Origin of the sequence: Aequorivita sp. CIP111184 (assembly GCF_900489465.1) — a bacterium.
Lineage (GTDB): Bacteria > Bacteroidota > Bacteroidia > Flavobacteriales > Flavobacteriaceae > Aequorivita.
Map to the genome: position 1 here is coordinate 535523 of NZ_UEFQ01000024.1, position 17787 is coordinate 553309.

A 17787-nucleotide genomic window follows, 5' to 3' on the forward strand; every position below is an offset into this window, starting at 1 on the left:
ATATAAGAACATTATATAATTATTTATCACCTCAATATAATTTTTAAAAACACTTTAAAAATTCAATTTTATTTTTTTCTTGCAATAACGTGAAGTTGATTTTTCATTTTATTGCCGAATAAAAATTTAAAAAGCTTCAACCATTTAGATTTTTTATCATAAATCTTTCCTTGAAATGTAGATTCGATAACTTCAAAATCAAAATCTTCAAGTATTGAAATAATTTCAGATTTTGAATAAAGTCTGAAATGGCCCATATGTCCAATATTTTCAATTTTCGCAAATTCCTTTTTAAGATTATCATTATAGTCTTTACCAAATAAAAACTCCCATCTCATTAAGGGGTTTATATTTGGAACACTCATTAACAAAATTCCATTACTTTTCAAAACTCGATTAATTTCAATAATAATTCGTAAGGGATTAATATGTAAATGCTCAAAAACCTCATTAAACAAAACTAAATCGTATACTTCATTGTCTATTGGCAGATTTTCTCTTTCAACGTCCACTTTGTACGCTTTTATTGAATGTTTTTCCAAAATACCATTAATTCGAAAAGGGTCAATATCAATCATATCAATATCAAAACCTTCTTTAGAAAGATAAGTTGTTAATTGACCTGGCACACCGCCTACTTCTAAAACCCGTTCACCGACACCTAATTTAAGCGCCTTTATGACTTGCAGAAGTATTCCATTATAATGATCTATATGCCCATTCAAATAATTTAGAGCCCAATTTTGTATTGTATTATTTTCAATTAAATCAGTATCCTTTTTTAAGAAGGCTATTTCTTTTTTATCTATTTGTAACTTTTTCAAATTCATTTTTTATTAAAATTATATTTAATAATATCTATCATAATGTAATCATTACTACTAAAATTTGAAGCTAAAAGAAATGAAGGCCAAACTTCTTTTTCATGTAGCATTTGAAAATTAAGAATTCCATTCATTCGTAATATTGGTGCTCGAATCGGTCCTTCGGCTACTAAAATATCTAATGAATAAACTCCTTTTGACAACTGAAAATTTTTATGTGAAACTGTAAACTCTAAAGTATTCTTTTCTATTTTCAAATTTGAATCTATGTTATTTTCTTCAAAAAGTGCTACAGGTCTTTGCTCTTTATCAACCAATATAATTTTAAAAAAAGGGATGAAATCTAGATTTTTCTTAATGGAGAATTTGAAAATTAAATTTAAATCATTTCCCCAATTTAATTTAGGAAAATTTTTTTCAGTATAGTCAGCATCTTTTATGGATATTGATTCTAAAGAGATACGTCCATCATCAAATAATATATTTCTTTCATTAGAAGCAAAACGATTATAATATTGATCAATTGCCTTCCCTACTTCTTCTCCTTGAAATACAGACTCCCCTCTATCCATTAAAATAATTTGATTGCAAATCCGCGAAACCATTGGCATACTATGTGAAACAAAAACAATGGCTGTTTTAGGTAAAATAGTATCTATCTGTTTAAAACATTTTAATACAAAACCTAGATCCCCCACCGCCAAAACCTCATCAATAATCAACACATCCGGCTCCATCTGCGCCGCCACGGCAAAGCCAAGGCGCACCTTCATCCCACTGCTGTAGTTTTGTACGGGCATATCTATAAACTCGCGTATTTCGGCAAAGTCTATAATCTCTTCTACCTTTTGGTCTATCTCCTTTCGGGTAAAGCCTAAAATAGCGCCATTGTTATAAATGTTTTCCCTTCCACTCAAAATAGGGTTAAAACCGGCACCGAGCTCTATCAACGCACCAACTCTGCCTTTGATGGTCACCTTCCCCGCATCTGGGTTAATAAGTCCGTTTAATATTTTAAGTAAGGTAGATTTCCCAGCTCCGTTGTGGCCTATCAATCCCAAACATTCCCCGCGGCGTAGCTCAAAACTAATATCCTTCACCGCCCAAAACTCTTGTGGTCGCAATTCCCGCTCGTTGCGGTTGCCGCTCAGTCCAGAAGCCAAATCCTTCACCCCATACCATAAGCTGGTTTTAAGGTCTTTGCAGAACTTTTTGGAGAGGTTTTCGACGGATACTAGTACTTCGTTCATTCTTGAGTCGTTAATCGTTAGTCGTGAATCGTTAATCGTGGATTGTTATTCGTGAATCGTTAGTCGTGAGTCGTGAATCGTTATCGCTATTCGTGAGTCTTGACGATTCACTATTCACTATTTCTTATATAATTTCTAAAACCCAATAGTAGTTTCTTTACATCAATAATTAATGTCATTATCTTATTTTCTTCAGTATTGTAGCCTAACCTAATAGATATAAGATACTGTGTTTCCAATTCAGCGGCAGAACCCATTGCAATTGAAATAAATTGCAATAATTCTTTGTTGCTTTTTCGAGCTGTCCCTTCAGCAATATTAGAAGGAATAGAAACGGCCGCTCTTTGCATTTGCGACGCTAATCCGTAGCGCTCTTCTTTTGGAAAGTTAATAGTTACTGAATACACAACTTCCACTAAATCCATGCTTTTTTTCCAAACATCAAGTTCCTTGTGATCCATATTCTTTAATCGTTTGTCGTTAGTCGTGAATCGTTATTCGTAAGACGTTATCAAAATTCTATTTACTATTCACTATTCACTACTCACTATTCACGACTCACTATTCCCTACTCACTATTCACTATTCAAGACTCACTATTCCCTACTCACTATTCACTATTCACGACTCACTATTACGCACTCATCCGTTCCACTAAAATAGGAATCGAAATTCGATAGAACAGCAAAGCAATAAAAAGCAAAGGAATACAGCAAACAATAACTATCAAAAAATAGGTACCATATATCGGAGTCATTCCTACTGCCAAATCGCGGGCGGTCAATATTATTGGGGTAAAAGGGTTTAATTCCATTACGGTTTTCATAATGCCGGTTTTGGGGATGGCATAGACCACGGGGGTTACGTACATTAAAAATCCGAGTCCGAAACTTATCATCCTGCCTATGTCCTTATATAGCATTCCCAAAGGGGTGATAAATAGCCCGATGGTTGTTCCAAAAAGTATTCCGCCTAATATAGCAACTGGAAACAGGAGAAGACTCCAGTGAAAACCTACCCCGAAAAAGAAAATAAAAAACAATAGCAGTATTATTTTTATGGAACTGTTAAACAGCAGCTTATAGATACCGGAAATAACTAGGGCTTCCTTTGGGAAATTTATTTTAGACAAAATGCCCTTAGCACTATTGGTGCTACTCATAGGCGAATTAATAGCCTCAGTCATAATGGACCATAAAAGGGTTCCAGAAAAAGCATAGACCGGATAGGGAATTCCAGTATCAGTAACCCGAACCGTACCAGAGTTGTTAAGGAAGATCCAAACAAAGGCAGTGGCTAGAGGTGTAACGAAGGCCCAAATAATACCCAAATAACTCTGCCGGTACTGGGCCTGTATGTCCCGTTTAGCAAGTTGGAAAGACAAAAAACGAGACTTAGCAATGTCTGCCAAGCTCTCTTTCAGCATTTTGCCAATATGGAAATTGTTTTCTTTTTGATAGATTTTGGTTTCCAGTTTCATTGTTTGGGGAGAGGCTTGTTTTTGTTAGGGCTAAGATAGGGAATTTGGTTTAACTGTTGTCTGTTATCGGTTATCGGTTGTCAGGTCGAGTGAATTTAAAAGAGCGACAGCGAGTTTAAATTTGTATCGAGACCGGGTTGAAGGCTCTAGTATTTTAAGTCGTTTTCGATACGTTCACCCTGTGCCTCGGCGAACACTCGAACTGACAATGGTAGTATTGCTGTCAAGTCGAGTGAATTTGAAATAAAGCAACGAAATGTTAAGTCGAGTGAATTTGAGGGAGGCGATAGCCGAGCTTAAATTTGTATCGAGACTGAGTTGAAGCTTCCAAACTACAAAACCAATCTCGATACGTTCACCTCGTGCCTCGGCGAACACTCGAACTGACATAAGTAATTCTCCTGTCAGGTCGAGTGAATTTAAGGGAGCGGCAGCGAGCTTAAATTTGTATCGAGACCCTATTTCTTAAATTTCTTTTTGGCAAGATTAGGAAGTAAATCATACTCCTCATTTATCAAAGCTTCTTTTTTTGCTCGAGACCATTTTTTGATCTGTTTTTCTGTGGCAATAGCAATCGTTATTTCCGTAAAAGTGCAATAATATGCTAATTCTACAGGTAATCTGGAGGAAGTATAACTGTTTAAATGCTTTTTGTGCTGATGATCCTCCAATCGTTGTGTTAAATTGGAGGTAACACCAGTATAGTATGAACCATCTGAACAGGAAAGGATGTATACGTAATAGGTTTTCATATTATGAAATTATGAAAAAAATTGATGATTTTCTTGAAAAGCCGTTCTCGATACATTTTTTGTTCCGCTGCGCTTCACAAAAAACACTCGAACTGACATGGGGTAGGTTTTTTTATTCTGCTATCGCTGCAAAATAAAAAACACTTGAACTGACAAGTGTATCTCTGCTGTCAGGTCGAGTGGATTTAAAAGAGGCAGCAGCCAATTTTAAATTTGTATCGAGACCGGGTTATGGATTGTCAAGTCGAGTGAATTTGAGGGAGGCGATAGCCGAGCTTAAATTTGTATCGAGACTGAGTTGAAGCTTCCAAACTAAAAAAACGTTCTCGATACGTTCGCCCTCGTGCCTCGGCGAACACTCGAACTGACAATTTAGTATTGCTGTCAAGTCGAGTGGATTTAAAATAAAGCAACGGAATGTCAAGTCGAGTGAATTTGAGGGAGCGACAGCGGATTCAAATTTGTATCGAGACCGAGTTAGGGGTTGCGTCGTTGAAGTCGTTCTCGATATACTTCGACAAGCTCAGTACAGCGCATTTTTCAACTCCGCTATCGCTGCATTGAAAAACACTAGAACTGACAGTGGCACAAAATGTCAGTAATAAAAAACCCGCAAAGCCTATGCTATGCAGGTGTTTAATTAATTATTTTTATTCAATAATCTGTATCGATTATTTAGGACGACACATCATCAGCACAAATTAGTAGTGTGGAATTCTTATTACTTATTTTAATTCCAAGTTGTTGTGCATTAGTAAAATTTTCAATAAACTAGATAGTTTAGTTTCTATCTTTAGCATTTTCATCATTTGAATTCAATTCCTCTTGATGTTTTTCTAATTTAACTTCACTTGAATTATCGACAGTTTTAAGCACCATTTCTTGCTTGTTTGAACCAAAATTTGGTCTATCGCGTATTAAGCCCTTTTTTGGATTTTCAGCTTCTAGTTCTGAACTTACTCTGGCGTCCATATCAAAGGCGCTTTCGGATGGGAGAATTTCAATTCCGTCACCCAAGTTTTCATCCGCAGGTTCATACCACACCGGATTTACATAGCACATCACGTGATTATCTCTAAGCTTTAACTTATCTGTGCCGTTAATATCAGTTTCATAACTTTGTTCTCCGCTAACATAAGGAAAACTCGTTAGCGCATAGCCTATAATGCGACAGGCTTCAGTGGCTTTAACCGCTCTTCCCCTATATGTTTTTGAAAGAGTTAGTGGGTCGCCTGGTTTGATATTTCCATTTTCTACAGTAACTAAAACTGGCACCTGCCCCAAAAGCCCTACATTTACATAATTGGGGTCACCTCCTCTTGTGCCTCCAATGTTGTCATTATTTCTTGTTCCCCCTATGGAGACAATACCTACGGTTTTTGATACATCACTTGGCCGGGCCCTTCTTACGCCACTCGCATTATTTGTATCCATAGCTACTATCTCACCCACGCCAAGTGTTCTGTCACTTGTTTTAAAATATTCTGAATAATCACCCGCTCCACTTGAATTAATATACCAGTCTGCATTACCTACTGAGAAATATATTCTGCCACGATTACCAGCCCCCCCTAAATTTACAGTTCGCTGTAAAAATATGGATCCATTATATCCTCTTGGTAATTGGGGGTTATTATTATTGGCTCCTAAATGTGCAGATATTACCGTTTCACCAGAAAGAACAATCAAACCCGTATTATAAGTGCCTCCACTCGCAGAAGCCATTATTCCAAAATTTTCATCATAAAAGTTATCATAACTAGCTAAAATTGCATAATTATTATTATTTCTTTGTGTATATAATCCTTCTGTTTCAGAATTCATATATCCAAAATTATTTGCACCAAAATTACTGCCAACTCCATACAAAGGAGTACCTAAAACACCAAATCGATTAGTATTAGTACCATTAAAATGTGATCCCATTACACCATAACCATTTTCGGCAGCAGTACCGGCTATACCAGTTCCTAAACTACCCGTAGCATATGTTCCAGAGTTATTTCCAATACCTACAATTCCAGTACTGGAACTTGTATTTGAATTCGTAGCCATAATACCCAAGCCATCGCTCTGATTGGTACTGGCATAAATTGCCTGCGCACCACTTCTAGTTACAGTACTAAAAACACCATAATCGTTAGTACCTCCGGTAATATTCAATTTTACATTACCATAATAACCACCCATCCCAACATTACCATTAGTTAAAATACCCATTCGTTCTGAATTGTTTACTCTAAATGTTAAAGGTTGATTATCTGTTGTACCAATAAAGTTATTTGTCGCATTAGTACCGGCATTCCCTAGTATACTCCAGTCGACACTAGCCACACCCACGCGCACCCATCCTGTCCCATCATTATAATAATATCCTGGGGTTACATTGTTTGGCGCAATACCCCCTGTAGAAGTATTATAAACTACCATCCCTGCTACATTCGCTGTTAATGGAGCAAAGCTATTAGTAGCCGCTAATGATAAACGCGGTAAAAGTAAACCTCCAGAAGTGGTAGAGGCATCTAAATCCAAAAGTGCATTCGGATTCGGGTTTGTGGTTCCAATACCGACCTGCGAAAAAACATTAAAAGAAAAAAGAGATAAAAGGAAGCAAAAAAGTAAAGCGCAACTTTGAGGAGTGTACATTTTTTTCATTGAAAAATGTTTAATTAATAAGGTTATTATTAACTCAAAGGGGCGAAACAATAATATAAAACCCGCATACTAAATGCAAATTTTATAAGGTATACTTAAGGTTGTAGAGGTTTTGTTAAAAAATACTTAAAAAATCCGTTAAGATGTTTTTAAATTTCGATAAACGAATTTTATATGTAGGAAACCACCTATTTCTAAATGATTCAATTGTAGCTAATTGAAACTTTAACAGTGTGAAAATTTACAAAATGAGGAAAATTTCTTCCAAAAAATGGTTTGGGGAAGAAAAAAAATGTTGTGGGTTGTTGATTTTCAGTTGTCGGTTTTCCGTTGTTGTTTAGAGGGAGAAAATAACAAAGTAATCTGCTTTACTTTAGCTAATATTCTTAATGGAACCTTAACTCACGAGACTGCTTCTCTACCTCCGCGATGACGATTCATTAAAATTTATTCCAAGTAATCTCCAATCCATCCTTTACAGAAAATAAAGGATCATAACCCAAAAGGTTTTTCGCTTTATCAATATTGGCTAGAGAATCGCGTACATCACCCTTGCGGTCTGGTCCGTAAATGGCTTTCAAATTTTTACCGGAAATGGTTTGTAGATCGCTCCATAATGTATTCAAGCTTATTCTATCGCCATAGGCCACATTGAAAACTTCGTTTACCGCTTCCTCCTTTGCAAAAAAGGCACGCACGTTAGCTTGAACCGCATTTTGGACAAAGGTAAAGTCGCGAGTTTGTTTGCCATCACCGTTCACAGTTGGTGCTTTTTCGTCTTTTAGCGCTTGCATAAATAATGGAATTACCGCAGCGTAAGCTCCCGTAGGACTTTGGTTTGGACCAAACACGTTGAAGTAGCGCAGACCGATGGTTTGCGTGCCGTAGGTTTTATGGAATACATCGGCGTATAACTCATTAACCAATTTTGTAACGGCATAGGGAGACAAAGGTTTGCCAATATTTTCTTCTTGTTTTGGAAGGGTTTTACTGTCGCCATAGGTAGAACTGGATGCAGCATATACAAAACGCTTTACTGTTTTGCTTTCCTTTTGAGCTACAAGCATATTCAGAAAACCCGTAACATTCACTGCGTTGGAAGTAAGTGGGTCATTAATGGAACGGGGCACCGAGCCTAATGCAGCTTGATGTGAAACATAGTCTATACCCTCCATTGCCTTTTTACAGGTTTCCAAATCGCGGATATCGCCTTCCATAAACTCAAAACTCGGATTGTTTTGAAAAGCGGCAAGGTTCTTCATAAACCCAGTAGCGAGATTGTCCAGCACCCGTACTTTTTTAGCGTTGTTTTCAAGCAAATATGCAACAAGGTTGGAGCCAATAAAGCCAGCGCCGCCGGTTATAAGGAAATTTAATTTTGAAAGGTCTTGAGTGTGATATTTTTGAGTTTTCATATAATTATTATTCTTATTAGTGAGACGTGAGATGTGAAAAGTTAGAAGATTGCGCTGTTTAGGATTTTTTCTTTATGTAATTTCTATATCCTAAAAGTAGGCGTTTTTAATCGTCCATCAATTTCTCGGCTTGCCTGTTCTGTAAAATAAAGTCTAACCTTATGGCAATTATATATTGGGTTTCTAACTCTGCAAGCGAGCCGAGTGAAATATTCAAAAATTGCAATAACTCTTTACTACTTTTTCTTGCACTATCCTCTGCTATATTAGATGGTATTTGAAACAGCCGCACTTCGCATCTGTGAAGTTAAACCAAAACGTTCTGATATAGGAAATGAAGAAGTTAGTGAATATATTAATTCCACTAAATCCATGCTCTTTTTCCAAACATCCAGCTCTTTATGGTCCATTATTTATGCATTAATGGTAAAACAAATTTTCAAATTATCCATTTCTCTTCTCACTTCTCAATTCTCAATTCTCACTACTCATAAATAGCTACAATCTTCCATCAATTGTACTCTTATCAAAAAAAGCTTTCACATCGAAAACTACACAGGCGCCAGCCTTAAATTGGGCTATGTCAATTTTCGAAAATTCTTTATGTGAAACTGTTAAAACGATAGCATCATAGTTCTTTTTCAAACTTGCCTCTTCTGAAATAAGCGAAAGCCCGAACTCACTTTTCACCTCATCTGCATTGGCCCATGGATCGTATACATCTATATTCAGATTGTATTTCTGAAGTTCTTCAATTACATCTATTACCTTACTGTTCCTAATATCGGGACAGTTTTCCTTAAAGGTAATGCCCATCACCAACACGTTGCCGCCCTTTACTTTACAATCTTTACCAATCATAAGCTTAACAACTTCCTGAGCCACATAATTACCCATGCCGTCGTTCATCCTTCTTCCCGCCAAAATAATCTCTGGGTTATAACCTTCTTCCTGGGCTTTTTGCGCCAAATAATAGGGATCAACTCCTATACAATGGCCGCCAACGAGTCCTGGCGTGAATTTTAAAAAATTCCACTTGGTAGCCGCAGCTTCCAAAACATCTTGAGTATCAATATTCAAAAGGCGAAAAATTTTGGAAAGCTCGTTTACAAAGGCAATGTTGATATCGCGTTGTGAATTTTCGATCACCTTTGCTGCTTCGGCAACTTTAATAGATGGAGCCAAATGCGTTCCCGCAGTTATGATGGACGCATATAGATCATCAATATATTTAGCAGATTCTGGTGTGGAGCCAGAAGTTACCTTTAAAATTTTTGTAACCGTATGTTGCTTGTCGCCTGGATTGATTCGCTCTGGCGAATAGCCAGCAAAGAAATTCTTATTAAAAGTAAGGTTTGAATGTTCCTCTAAAATAGGAACACAAATATCTTCCGTTACGCCAGGATAGACCGTAGATTCGTAGATTACCACGTCGCCCTCCTTTAGTATTATACCTATAGTTTCACTCGCTTTTTGAAGCGGAATCAAAACGGGTTGATTGTATTTATTGGTGGGTGTTGGTACAGTAACAATATATACTGTTGCATTCGCCATTATTGAAGAATCATCGGTAACGATAAGCCCTGAATTCTCGGTTTGCTGCAACGCTTTTTTTAATTCTTCCGAAGAAAGTTCCAGCGTATTATCAATCCCTTGTTGCAATTGCTGGATTCTTTTTGAATTGATATCAAAACCGATTACTTTATACTTTTCCGAAAAGGCTGCAGCAAGGGGTAAGCCTACGTAGCCAAGACCTATGATTGCGATTGTAGGGTTTTGTTTCATTCTATTGATGCTATTTTTCTGTGGTTAGTTAGGGGCAATGTGTTTCTTTGGTCGGCAAAATTAAGGGTTTTATCGAAATAAGGAGTGTTAAATTTGGCTAAATAAACATCCCTGCCAGCCTGCAGCCCATCGCTTTTAAATGCAGGAGGTTTTGGATTTACATTGCAGTTTGTGAATAACATCCTCCAGCCTCAACTTCGACAGGCTCAGCACATCGCCTTCAAATGGAGGAATTGATTTGGATGAACTTTAGAGTTTGTAGGCAGAAATAAAAAGCCCCCTCTTCGAAGCGCTGCACTGAGCCTCTTGAAGTGAAGGGATTTGGGGGAGATGTTATTTCTTCCTTAAAACCTTCTTCACCCTATCTAAAAGTGTGGGCGGTTTTGCATTTTCGTGATACCCATTTCCGTAGTTTCCATACCCACCATAACCATAACCGTAGCCGTAACCATAGCCATATCCGTAGCCTCTGCCTGATTTTTCTACATAATCGTTAAGTACTATGCTAATGTGTTTCACTTCCCCGGTCTTGTATTTTTCGTTGACGAAAGTGAACATATTTTTATGGGTATAGTTGAAGCGCGCCATATAGAGCGTTGCGTCTGCATGTTTCATCAATTCCAATGAGTCTGACACAAGACCCAATGGGGGTGAATCTAGAATAATATAGTCATACCGATCTTTTAGTTTGTCTATAAGTTCATCAAGTTTTTCGCTGATTAAAAGTTCCGATGGATTCGGAGGGATTGGTCCAGAAGGAATTACGTCCAGATATTCAATTTCAGTCTTACTAATTATGTCATCAACATTTACTTCATTAATAAGATAGTTCACAACCCCTATGGAATTATTTATATTGAAATCTCCAAAGATTTTAGGCTTTCTTAGGTCTAGACCGACCAATACTGTTTTTTTCTCACTTAAAGCAAAAACAGAAGCAAGGTTGATGGAGCAGAAGGTTTTTCCTTCCCCGCTTACCGAACTTGTTACAAGCACTGTCTTCGCTCCTTTTATTCCCTGTTTTTTATAAATAAATTGCAAACTGGATCGCAGTGCCCTGAATGCTTCAGCAATTGCTGATTTAGGCTTATTAATTACAACAAGGTTATTATCCATATGGCTTTTACCAAGAATACCAAGCAATGGAATGGGCGTAATTCGCTCCAACTCTTTGACATTACTGATTTTAGTATCAAAGAACACCCGCACAAAGACAAACAATAAGGGAATGAAAAGCCCAAGAAGACCTGCCATCATATAGTTTAATTGCGTATTGGGGCCTATTTGGCCACCGCCTGTATCTTTAGCGGAATCTATAATCATTACATCACTAACATTGGCGGCCTTTACCAAACCTGCCTCACTGCGTTTTGCCAAAAACAGGTTGTAAGTGCCTTGGCTTAGATTGTAACGACGCTCAATATTTAGAAGATCCTGTTGCTCTTTGGGCAGTTTTCTAATTTCACCTTCGTAACGACCTATATCGCTATTAATAGAACTGAGCTCTTGGTTTTTTAGACTTTTTGAGGAGCGTATATTTTCAAGTAAAACCGCCTTAACAGCGTCAATCTGTCTATCAATGTCATTGAAAATAGGTGCGCCTTCCTTAAAGGAATATTGAAGTTTGTTCCGCTCTTGAGCGAGAGCTACTATTTTTCCAACACCACTCACAATACTAGCCTCAGAAATACCCGCCACTGATGGCGCAGGTACATCTCTGTAATCGGAGCGGTTTATAAGATAATCCTGCAACGTATTAAAATAGTTCAGTTCACGATTAACTGATTCTTTCCGAAGGTCTAATCCGTTAAGTTTTGAGTTTATTTCCGAACCCTCACTTTGAAGGTCAAAGATGGCATTTTTATTTTTGAATTTATTAAGCTCATCTTCCACATTGGAAAGCTCCGTAGATTTTATGGCAAGACTGCTATCGATGAATTTAATGGTTTTGGTGGCGAACAGGTTCTTGCGTTCCAGCATATCTTCACTGAGCACTTCTACAGAAGTGTTTAAATAATCCACCAATTTAGCCTTGTTATCTCCGGTAAGCCTCATTTTTAAAACCGAAGACCCTTTGCTATCGGGATCAACGCGGATGTTGAGATATTTTTTTACGATACCGTCATAATTCCTAAAAACAATATAATATGGCGTTCCCGGTTTTGAGACCACATCGGGATTCGGCATAAATGTTCCATTAAAAAAAGGTAAGGATATAGGCTGCCCTATTTTGAAATCTTTAGAAAATTCACCTGCATCCACAAACTTGCTATATTTTTCCTTTGTGGCATAATTTTGAAGTGGAATATTTCTGGCGTCTTCAAAGGCAACACTTAAATTGAAATTTACTGAATCCTTAAAAACCACTTTTATTTGCTGGTTAAGCATTTGCGGTTTTGTAGTATCAACTTCCACAAAAAATGGCGTTTGTTTATATGCATCAACTTGTTGATATTTTCCCTCGCGTAGATAGCTCATATAATATTGCAGCCTCTCCACAACTTTTTCGTTATGCGATCGGGATTGCAGGATAATAACGGCTGTATTTACTTTATCGGTAGTGCCACCCCAATTGAAGGTTAAACTTGTATTGGTTGTAAAAAAAGGGTTTTGGTCATCCTTGATGGAAACCAAGTTTTCCATTTGGTATATGGGTAATTTGCGAACATTAACGTAATAAGCAATTGAAAAAGCAATTGCCAAGGAAATAAGAAATAACGGCCAGTGGCGTAAAAGCTTAAAGAGAAAACCTTTAAAATCAAAGGTAGTATGGGTTTCGTTTATTTCGAATTCCTCGCTCATATTTTCTATAATCGGGTGAACAACAATATTGTTGTAACCAAGGCTGTGGTTATGGAAATAATTGTTGTGAATGACTGTAGACCTGTGGTTCCAGTACCCAAAGATTTTTGTGGTAGCGGATTAATTAAAATCAGGTCATTCGGTTTTACGTAGTAATAGGGCGAGTTCATCGCGTCAAGCTTGGTAAGATCTATATGATGTACTTTCTGCCCCGCAGGATATTGGCGAATAATCACAACATCACTTCTATCTCCCGTAAGAGTTATATCGCCACTATTGGCTATAGCTTCCATAATGCTTACTTGGTCACGGTAAATTATTCTGGAACCCGGACCGCCAATTTCTCCATTAATAGTATAACGGATTCCTGCCAGTTTAACCGTTACAAAAACATTTGCTTCCGCTTTAAAATAATCTTGCAATAAGCGTTCTTCCAGCTTTTCCCGAACCTCATCAACGGTATAACCCAAAACATTCATTTCGCCTAAACTAGGGATACGGATGTTGCCGTGATCATCTACCACAAAACCGTCATAATACAATCTTTCCTCTCCCGTAGCATTCGGGTTGGCATCGCTAATAGGATTAAAAATACCCACAGTCTCTTGGTCCAAGGCCTTTACGCGAATACTCAATAAATCGTTTATTTGAAGTCGATATGGTTCCTGTCTTTTTCTTAAAAGTGCTAATGTATCTGTATTACTGGTGTTTTCTTGTAGATAAGTAAGTTGCTTGGTGGTTACACACGAAGTGGCGCACAAGGCGACAATTAAAAACAGCAATACATACGTAAGCTTCATAAAGATAGGGTTGTTAATGGACAAATATAAAGTAACGTATTTAATAATGAAACATATTTTCGGGAAAGCGGGGTTTTTAGAAAATAGAACAAAGAATAGAGAGAAAAGAATGGTTCAAGGTTCAAGGTTCAAGGCTTCAAACCTGAAATCCAAGAACAGCAAAATAAAAATAAAAACAATAGTAGCAACAGAATCCATAACATGGATACCATCCACAGTCCCAAACCAACCAAATCTTCCCAACAAATTATTCATTAATCATTATTCATTAAACATTTACAGTACTTTTGCCGAAAATCTAAACCGTGAATTACCTTTCAGTAGAAAATATCTCCAAATCCTTCGGGATGCGGGTTTTGTTTGAAAATATTTCCTTCGGAGTAAACGAAGGACAAAAAATAGGCTTCGTAGCTAAAAATGGAACGGGGAAAACCTCCCTTCTAAATATAATTGCCGGAAATGACAAAGCAGATACCGGTAATGTAGTATTCAGAAAAGGTTTAAAAATAGCCTATCTCCCACAGGAACCAGATTTGGATCCAAAATTAACTGTGGAGCAAACAATTTTTTCTTCAGATAATCCAATCCTGAAAATAATTGAGGCTTACGAACACGCCATTGAAAATCCGGACGATTCCGAAGCCTATCACAAAGCTTTCGACGCGATGGATGCTCATCACGCTTGGGATTTTGAAACGCGTTACAAGCAGATTCTGTTTAAACTGAAAATGGAAGATTTGCACGCAAAGGTTTCCACGCTCAGCGGCGGACAGAAAAAACGTTTGGCTTTGGCGAATGCGCTTCTAACCAAGCCTGATTTATTAATAATGGATGAGCCTACCAACCATTTAGATCTTGAAATGATAGAGTGGCTGGAAAATCTTTTCGCCAAGGAAAATTTCACCCTATTTATGGTTACGCACGACCGGTATTTTCTGGAACGCGTCTGCAACGAAATTGTGGAATTGGATGAAGGAGTTCTTTACAGTTATAAAGGAAACTATAGCTATTACCTTGAAAAGCGCGATGCTCGTATAGAAAACGAAGTCACCGAAACTGGGAAAGCAAAACAACTATTTAAAAAGGAATTGGATTGGATGCGCCGCCAACCCAAAGCACGAACTACCAAAAGTAAAAGCCGTATTGACGATTTCCACGAAATAAAGGATCGTGCAAGTAAACGCCGTAACGATCACCAAGTACAACTAGAACTGAACATGGAGCGTATGGGCACCAAAGTGGTGGAGTTGCATAAAATATCAAAATCGTTTGGCGATAAATTACTGCTAGACAAATTTGAATACAACTTCAATCGCGGCGAACGGGTTGGAATTATTGGAAAAAATGGAACCGGAAAATCTACGTTTTTAAATATTTTAACCGGGGCCTTAAAACCAGATTCGGGAAAGGTTGTTGTAGGTGAAACGGTTCAATTTGGTTATTACACCCAAGCTGGAATCAACATTAAAGATGGGCAGAAAGTGATTGACGTAATTCGTGAATATGGGGATTACATTCCATTGAAAAAAGGACGACAGATTTCTGCTTCGCAGCTTTTGGAGCGTTTTCTCTTTGATCCCAAAAAGCAATATGACTTTGTTGAAAAACTGAGCGGTGGAGAACGCAAACGTCTTTACTTATGTACCGTTTTAATCAAAAATCCAAACTTTCTAATTCTTGATGAGCCTACAAACGATCTTGATATTGTTACCCTAAATGTTTTGGAAAGTTTTCTTTTAGATTTTCCTGGCTGTCTGCTAGTAGTGAGTCACGACCGTTATTTTATGGATAAAATTGTGGATCACCTTTTTGTTTTCAGAGGAAATGCGGAAGTAGAAGATTTTCCAGGAAATTATTCAGATTTTAGGGTTTATGAAGATAGCAACATTCAAGAAAAACGTGAGGCTAGTGAGACAGCACCTAAGGCTAAAAAAGATTGGAAGCAAGATTCAAGTCCTGCAAAACTAAATTACAACGAGCAAAAGGAATACAACAAACTGGAAAAGGAAATAGCGAACCTGGAAAAAAATAGAGAGGAGCTTCAAAATAAATTCGCCACCGAAAACTGGGATGGAGCAGAAATTGACAAACAATCAATAAAACTTCAGGAAATTATAGATAAAATTGAAAAACAAACCGAGCGTTGGTTTGAATTGTCAGCAAAAATGGGGCAATAAGCTTCAAGCAATAGGCTATAGGCAGTAAGTATTAGATATATAGAATTTGTATTTTTGCCTAAAGTATACAGCTATAAAAAAATGATTCACCAATCAAAAAGCTATATAAAATTTGTTCGGCTTTCAAAAAACAAGCACGGCGTCCATTCGCCTTTTGTTTATGATTTGGTGACAAAATGTTTCAACGATAAAACCAAATATCCTGAATATCATATTTTAAAATCCTACCGAAAAGCATTACGAAGCGATCCTTCAATGATTGAAATGAAGGATTTTGGTCAAGGTTCGCGAGTCTTTAAAGGTAATGCCCGCAAAGTTTCGTCAGTTGTAAAAAATGCAGGGATGAAAAAGAAGCGGCAAAAAATGCTCTTCCGATTAGCTTCCTATTTTAAAAGTGAAAATATTTTGGAACTGGGCACTTCACTGGGGCTTGGAACTGTAGCTCTTTCTGTTTCAAATGAATTTGCCGCTATCCACACTGTGGAGGGTTGTCCCAATACATTAAGAAAGGCACAGGATAATTTTGAAAAATTCAATCTGCATAATATTGAAATCCACCAAAAAGTTTTTAAAGACTTTCTTGCAGCCAATGTTTTAGAAAAATACGATCTCATTTTTATAGATGGCGACCACAATGGCGAACGGACTTTAGGCTATTTTAAATCGCTTTTAAAAAATGTGCACAATGATTCCGTACTAATTTTTGACGATATTTACTGGAGCAAAGATATGACGGCCGCTTGGCAACAAATAATAGCGGACGAAAATGTTACTGTTAGCATCGACACTTTTCAATGGGGAATGGTCTTTTTTAGAAAAGAACAACCGAAGCAACATTTTGTAATACGAGTTGGTTGATGGAAGTAAGAAGTTGGAAGTATGAAGTTGGAAGTATGAAGTTGGAAATACGAAATACAAAGTTGGAAGTGCGAAGTTTAAAATTAATTTTCCGCTAATTCCTTTTCACTTTTAACTTTTAACTTTGAGCTTTAAGCTAAATCTGTAACAACCCACGTACCTTTGCGTCCTATAAAGCACACTGAAAAACGAATATGAGTTTAGTTATAAAAATTCGAAATATCACTAGAGATTTTCCACTTGGAAATGAAATAGTTAAAGTTTTAAAAGGAATCGATCTTGATATTGAGCGCGGTGAATACGTAGCATTAATGGGACCTTCTGGTTCTGGAAAATCAACACTGATGAACCTTTTGGGATGTTTGGACACGCCTACTTCCGGCAGTTATGAACTTAACGGAAAAGACGTTAGCAATATGACCGATGATGAATTGGCCGAAATTAGAAACAAAGAAATCGGCTTCGTTTTTCAAACTTTTAACCTTCTGCCCCGCACCACTGCCCTTGAAAATGTGGCACTGCCAATGATTTATGCAGGCGCTTCAAAAAGTGAACGTACCGAACGCGCTAAACAAGTATTGACAGATGTTGGTCTTGCGGACAGAATGGATCACAAACCCAATCAACTTTCAGGCGGACAAAGGCAGCGTGTGGCTGTAGGACGTGCATTGGTGAACAAACCTTCCATTATTTTAGCTGATGAGCCCACAGGGAATTTAGATTCAAAGACTTCGGAAGAAATAATGAACCTTTTCAATGATATACACAAAGCTGGTAACACCGTTATACTTGTAACCCACGAAGAGGAAATCGCGGAAAATGCACATAGAATCATTCGGCTTCGGGATGGAGTTGTTGAAAGCGATACTAAGAAGGAAGTAGTGAGTAGTGAGTAGTGAGTAGTGAGTAGTGAGTAGTGAGTAGTGAGTAGTGAGTAGTGAGTAGTGAGTAGTGAGGTGTGGGTATTGGGTATGGTGGTGTGGGTTGGG

16 protein-coding genes are annotated in these 17787 nt (G+C 37.5%); 4 read left to right on the forward strand and 12 right to left on the reverse strand.

Going from position 1 to position 17787, the window contains the following annotated elements:
• Positions 1-68: 68 nt before the first annotated feature.
• The 12 genes from AEQU1_RS11785 to AEQU1_RS11835 form a co-directional block, all read right to left on the reverse strand.
• Entirely contained in the window at positions 69-824 is a 756-nt protein-coding gene (locus AEQU1_RS11785) for a bifunctional 2-polyprenyl-6-hydroxyphenol methylase/3-demethylubiquinol 3-O-methyltransferase UbiG (RefSeq protein WP_181566762.1), read from the reverse strand.
• A 2-nt stretch (positions 825-826) separates the two neighbouring features.
• Positions 827-2074 (reverse strand): ABC transporter ATP-binding protein, encoded by a 1248-nt coding sequence (locus tag AEQU1_RS11790; RefSeq protein WP_111881345.1) that lies wholly within the window; start codon positions 2072-2074, stop codon positions 827-829.
• A gap of 110 nt (positions 2075-2184) precedes the next feature.
• Positions 2185-2535, reverse strand: a complete 351-nt coding sequence (locus AEQU1_RS11795) for a four helix bundle protein (RefSeq protein ID WP_111881346.1) — start codon at positions 2533-2535, stop codon at positions 2185-2187.
• A gap of 173 nt (positions 2536-2708) precedes the next feature.
• Positions 2709-3554 (reverse strand): ABC transporter permease, encoded by an 846-nt coding sequence (locus tag AEQU1_RS11800; protein ID WP_111881348.1) that lies wholly within the window; start codon positions 3552-3554, stop codon positions 2709-2711.
• Positions 3555-4012: 458 nt separating this feature from the next.
• On the reverse strand, positions 4013-4306 hold the full coding sequence (locus tag AEQU1_RS11805; protein WP_111881350.1) for a GIY-YIG nuclease family protein: 294 nt from the start codon (positions 4304-4306) through the stop codon (positions 4013-4015).
• Between the two features lie 780 nt (positions 4307-5086).
• A complete protein-coding gene (locus tag AEQU1_RS11810; protein ID WP_111881351.1) occupies positions 5087-6961 on the reverse strand; it encodes a hypothetical protein in 1875 nt (624 codons plus the stop codon).
• 440 nt (positions 6962-7401) lie between these two features.
• A complete protein-coding gene (locus AEQU1_RS11815; protein WP_111881353.1) occupies positions 7402-8376 on the reverse strand; it encodes an SDR family oxidoreductase in 975 nt (324 codons plus the stop codon).
• Positions 8377-8482: 106 nt separating this feature from the next.
• A complete protein-coding gene (locus tag AEQU1_RS16380) occupies positions 8483-8668 on the reverse strand; it encodes a four helix bundle protein (protein WP_309300259.1) in 186 nt (61 codons plus the stop codon).
• Positions 8643-8786, reverse strand: a complete 144-nt coding sequence (locus tag AEQU1_RS16385) for a four helix bundle protein (protein WP_309300260.1) — start codon at positions 8784-8786, stop codon at positions 8643-8645. The genes AEQU1_RS16380 and AEQU1_RS16385 overlap by 26 nt, the downstream gene beginning before the upstream one ends.
• Positions 8787-8874: 88 nt before the next feature.
• The gene (locus AEQU1_RS11825) at positions 8875-10161 is read right to left on the reverse strand and encodes a nucleotide sugar dehydrogenase (protein WP_111881355.1); all 1287 of its coding nucleotides are present in this window, start codon (positions 10159-10161) and stop codon (positions 8875-8877) included.
• A 333-nt stretch (positions 10162-10494) separates the two neighbouring features.
• Positions 10495-12963 carry a tyrosine-protein kinase gene (locus AEQU1_RS11830; RefSeq protein WP_111881358.1) on the reverse strand — a complete coding sequence of 823 codons (2469 nt, stop codon included), beginning with the start codon at positions 12961-12963 and terminating at the stop codon, positions 10495-10497.
• Positions 12964-12968: 5 nt separating this feature from the next.
• Positions 12969-13763, reverse strand: coding sequence for a polysaccharide biosynthesis/export family protein (locus AEQU1_RS11835; RefSeq protein ID WP_111881360.1), 795 nt, complete (start codon positions 13761-13763; stop codon positions 12969-12971).
• A 16-nt stretch (positions 13764-13779) separates the two neighbouring features.
• On the opposite strand from AEQU1_RS11835, the gene AEQU1_RS11840 reads away from it, so the two are divergent.
• The 4 genes from AEQU1_RS11840 (at position 13780) to AEQU1_RS11855 (ending at position 17694) form a co-directional block, all read left to right on the forward strand.
• On the forward strand, positions 13780-14127 hold the full coding sequence (locus AEQU1_RS11840; protein ID WP_146743748.1) for a hypothetical protein: 348 nt from the start codon (positions 13780-13782) through the stop codon (positions 14125-14127).
• Positions 14069-15940, forward strand: coding sequence for an ABC-F family ATP-binding cassette domain-containing protein (locus AEQU1_RS11845; protein ID WP_111881362.1), 1872 nt, complete (start codon positions 14069-14071; stop codon positions 15938-15940). The genes AEQU1_RS11840 and AEQU1_RS11845 overlap by 59 nt, the downstream gene beginning before the upstream one ends.
• 81 nt (positions 15941-16021) lie before the next feature.
• Complete coding sequence (locus AEQU1_RS11850) at positions 16022-16798, forward strand: O-methyltransferase (RefSeq protein ID WP_111881370.1); 777 nt, start codon at positions 16022-16024, stop codon at positions 16796-16798.
• A 194-nt stretch (positions 16799-16992) separates the two neighbouring features.
• Positions 16993-17694, forward strand: coding sequence for an ABC transporter ATP-binding protein (locus AEQU1_RS11855; protein ID WP_111881372.1), 702 nt, complete (start codon positions 16993-16995; stop codon positions 17692-17694).
• Positions 17695-17787 lie beyond the last annotated feature (93 nt).

Excerpts from the sequence above, each read along its gene's own strand:
- AEQU1_RS11815 (WP_111881353.1), bottom strand. The coding sequence starts at position 8,376 with ATGAAAACTCAAAAATATCACACTCAAGACCTTTCAAAATTAAATTTC.
- AEQU1_RS11830 (WP_111881358.1), bottom strand. The coding sequence starts at position 12,963 with ATGAGCGAGGAATTCGAAATAAACGAAACCCATACTACCTTTGATTTT.
- AEQU1_RS11800 (WP_111881348.1), bottom strand. The coding sequence starts at position 3,554 with ATGAAACTGGAAACCAAAATCTATCAAAAAGAAAACAATTTCCATATT.
- AEQU1_RS16385 (WP_309300260.1), bottom strand. The coding sequence starts at position 8,786 with ATGGACCATAAAGAGCTGGATGTTTGGAAAAAGAGCATGGATTTAGTG.
- AEQU1_RS11805 (WP_111881350.1), bottom strand. The coding sequence starts at position 4,306 with ATGAAAACCTATTACGTATACATCCTTTCCTGTTCAGATGGTTCATAC.
- AEQU1_RS11790 (WP_111881345.1), bottom strand. The coding sequence starts at position 2,074 with ATGAACGAAGTACTAGTATCCGTCGAAAACCTCTCCAAAAAGTTCTGC.
- AEQU1_RS11835 (WP_111881360.1), bottom strand. The coding sequence starts at position 13,763 with ATGAAGCTTACGTATGTATTGCTGTTTTTAATTGTCGCCTTGTGCGCC.
- AEQU1_RS11840 (WP_146743748.1), top strand. The coding sequence starts at position 13,780 with ATGGACAAATATAAAGTAACGTATTTAATAATGAAACATATTTTCGGG.
- AEQU1_RS11850 (WP_111881370.1), top strand. The coding sequence starts at position 16,022 with ATGATTCACCAATCAAAAAGCTATATAAAATTTGTTCGGCTTTCAAAA.
- AEQU1_RS11795 (WP_111881346.1), bottom strand. The coding sequence starts at position 2,535 with ATGGATCACAAGGAACTTGATGTTTGGAAAAAAAGCATGGATTTAGTG.
- AEQU1_RS11810 (WP_111881351.1), bottom strand. The coding sequence starts at position 6,961 with ATGAAAAAAATGTACACTCCTCAAAGTTGCGCTTTACTTTTTTGCTTC.
- AEQU1_RS11855 (WP_111881372.1), top strand. The coding sequence starts at position 16,993 with ATGAGTTTAGTTATAAAAATTCGAAATATCACTAGAGATTTTCCACTT.
- AEQU1_RS11825 (WP_111881355.1), bottom strand. The coding sequence starts at position 10,161 with ATGAAACAAAACCCTACAATCGCAATCATAGGTCTTGGCTACGTAGGC.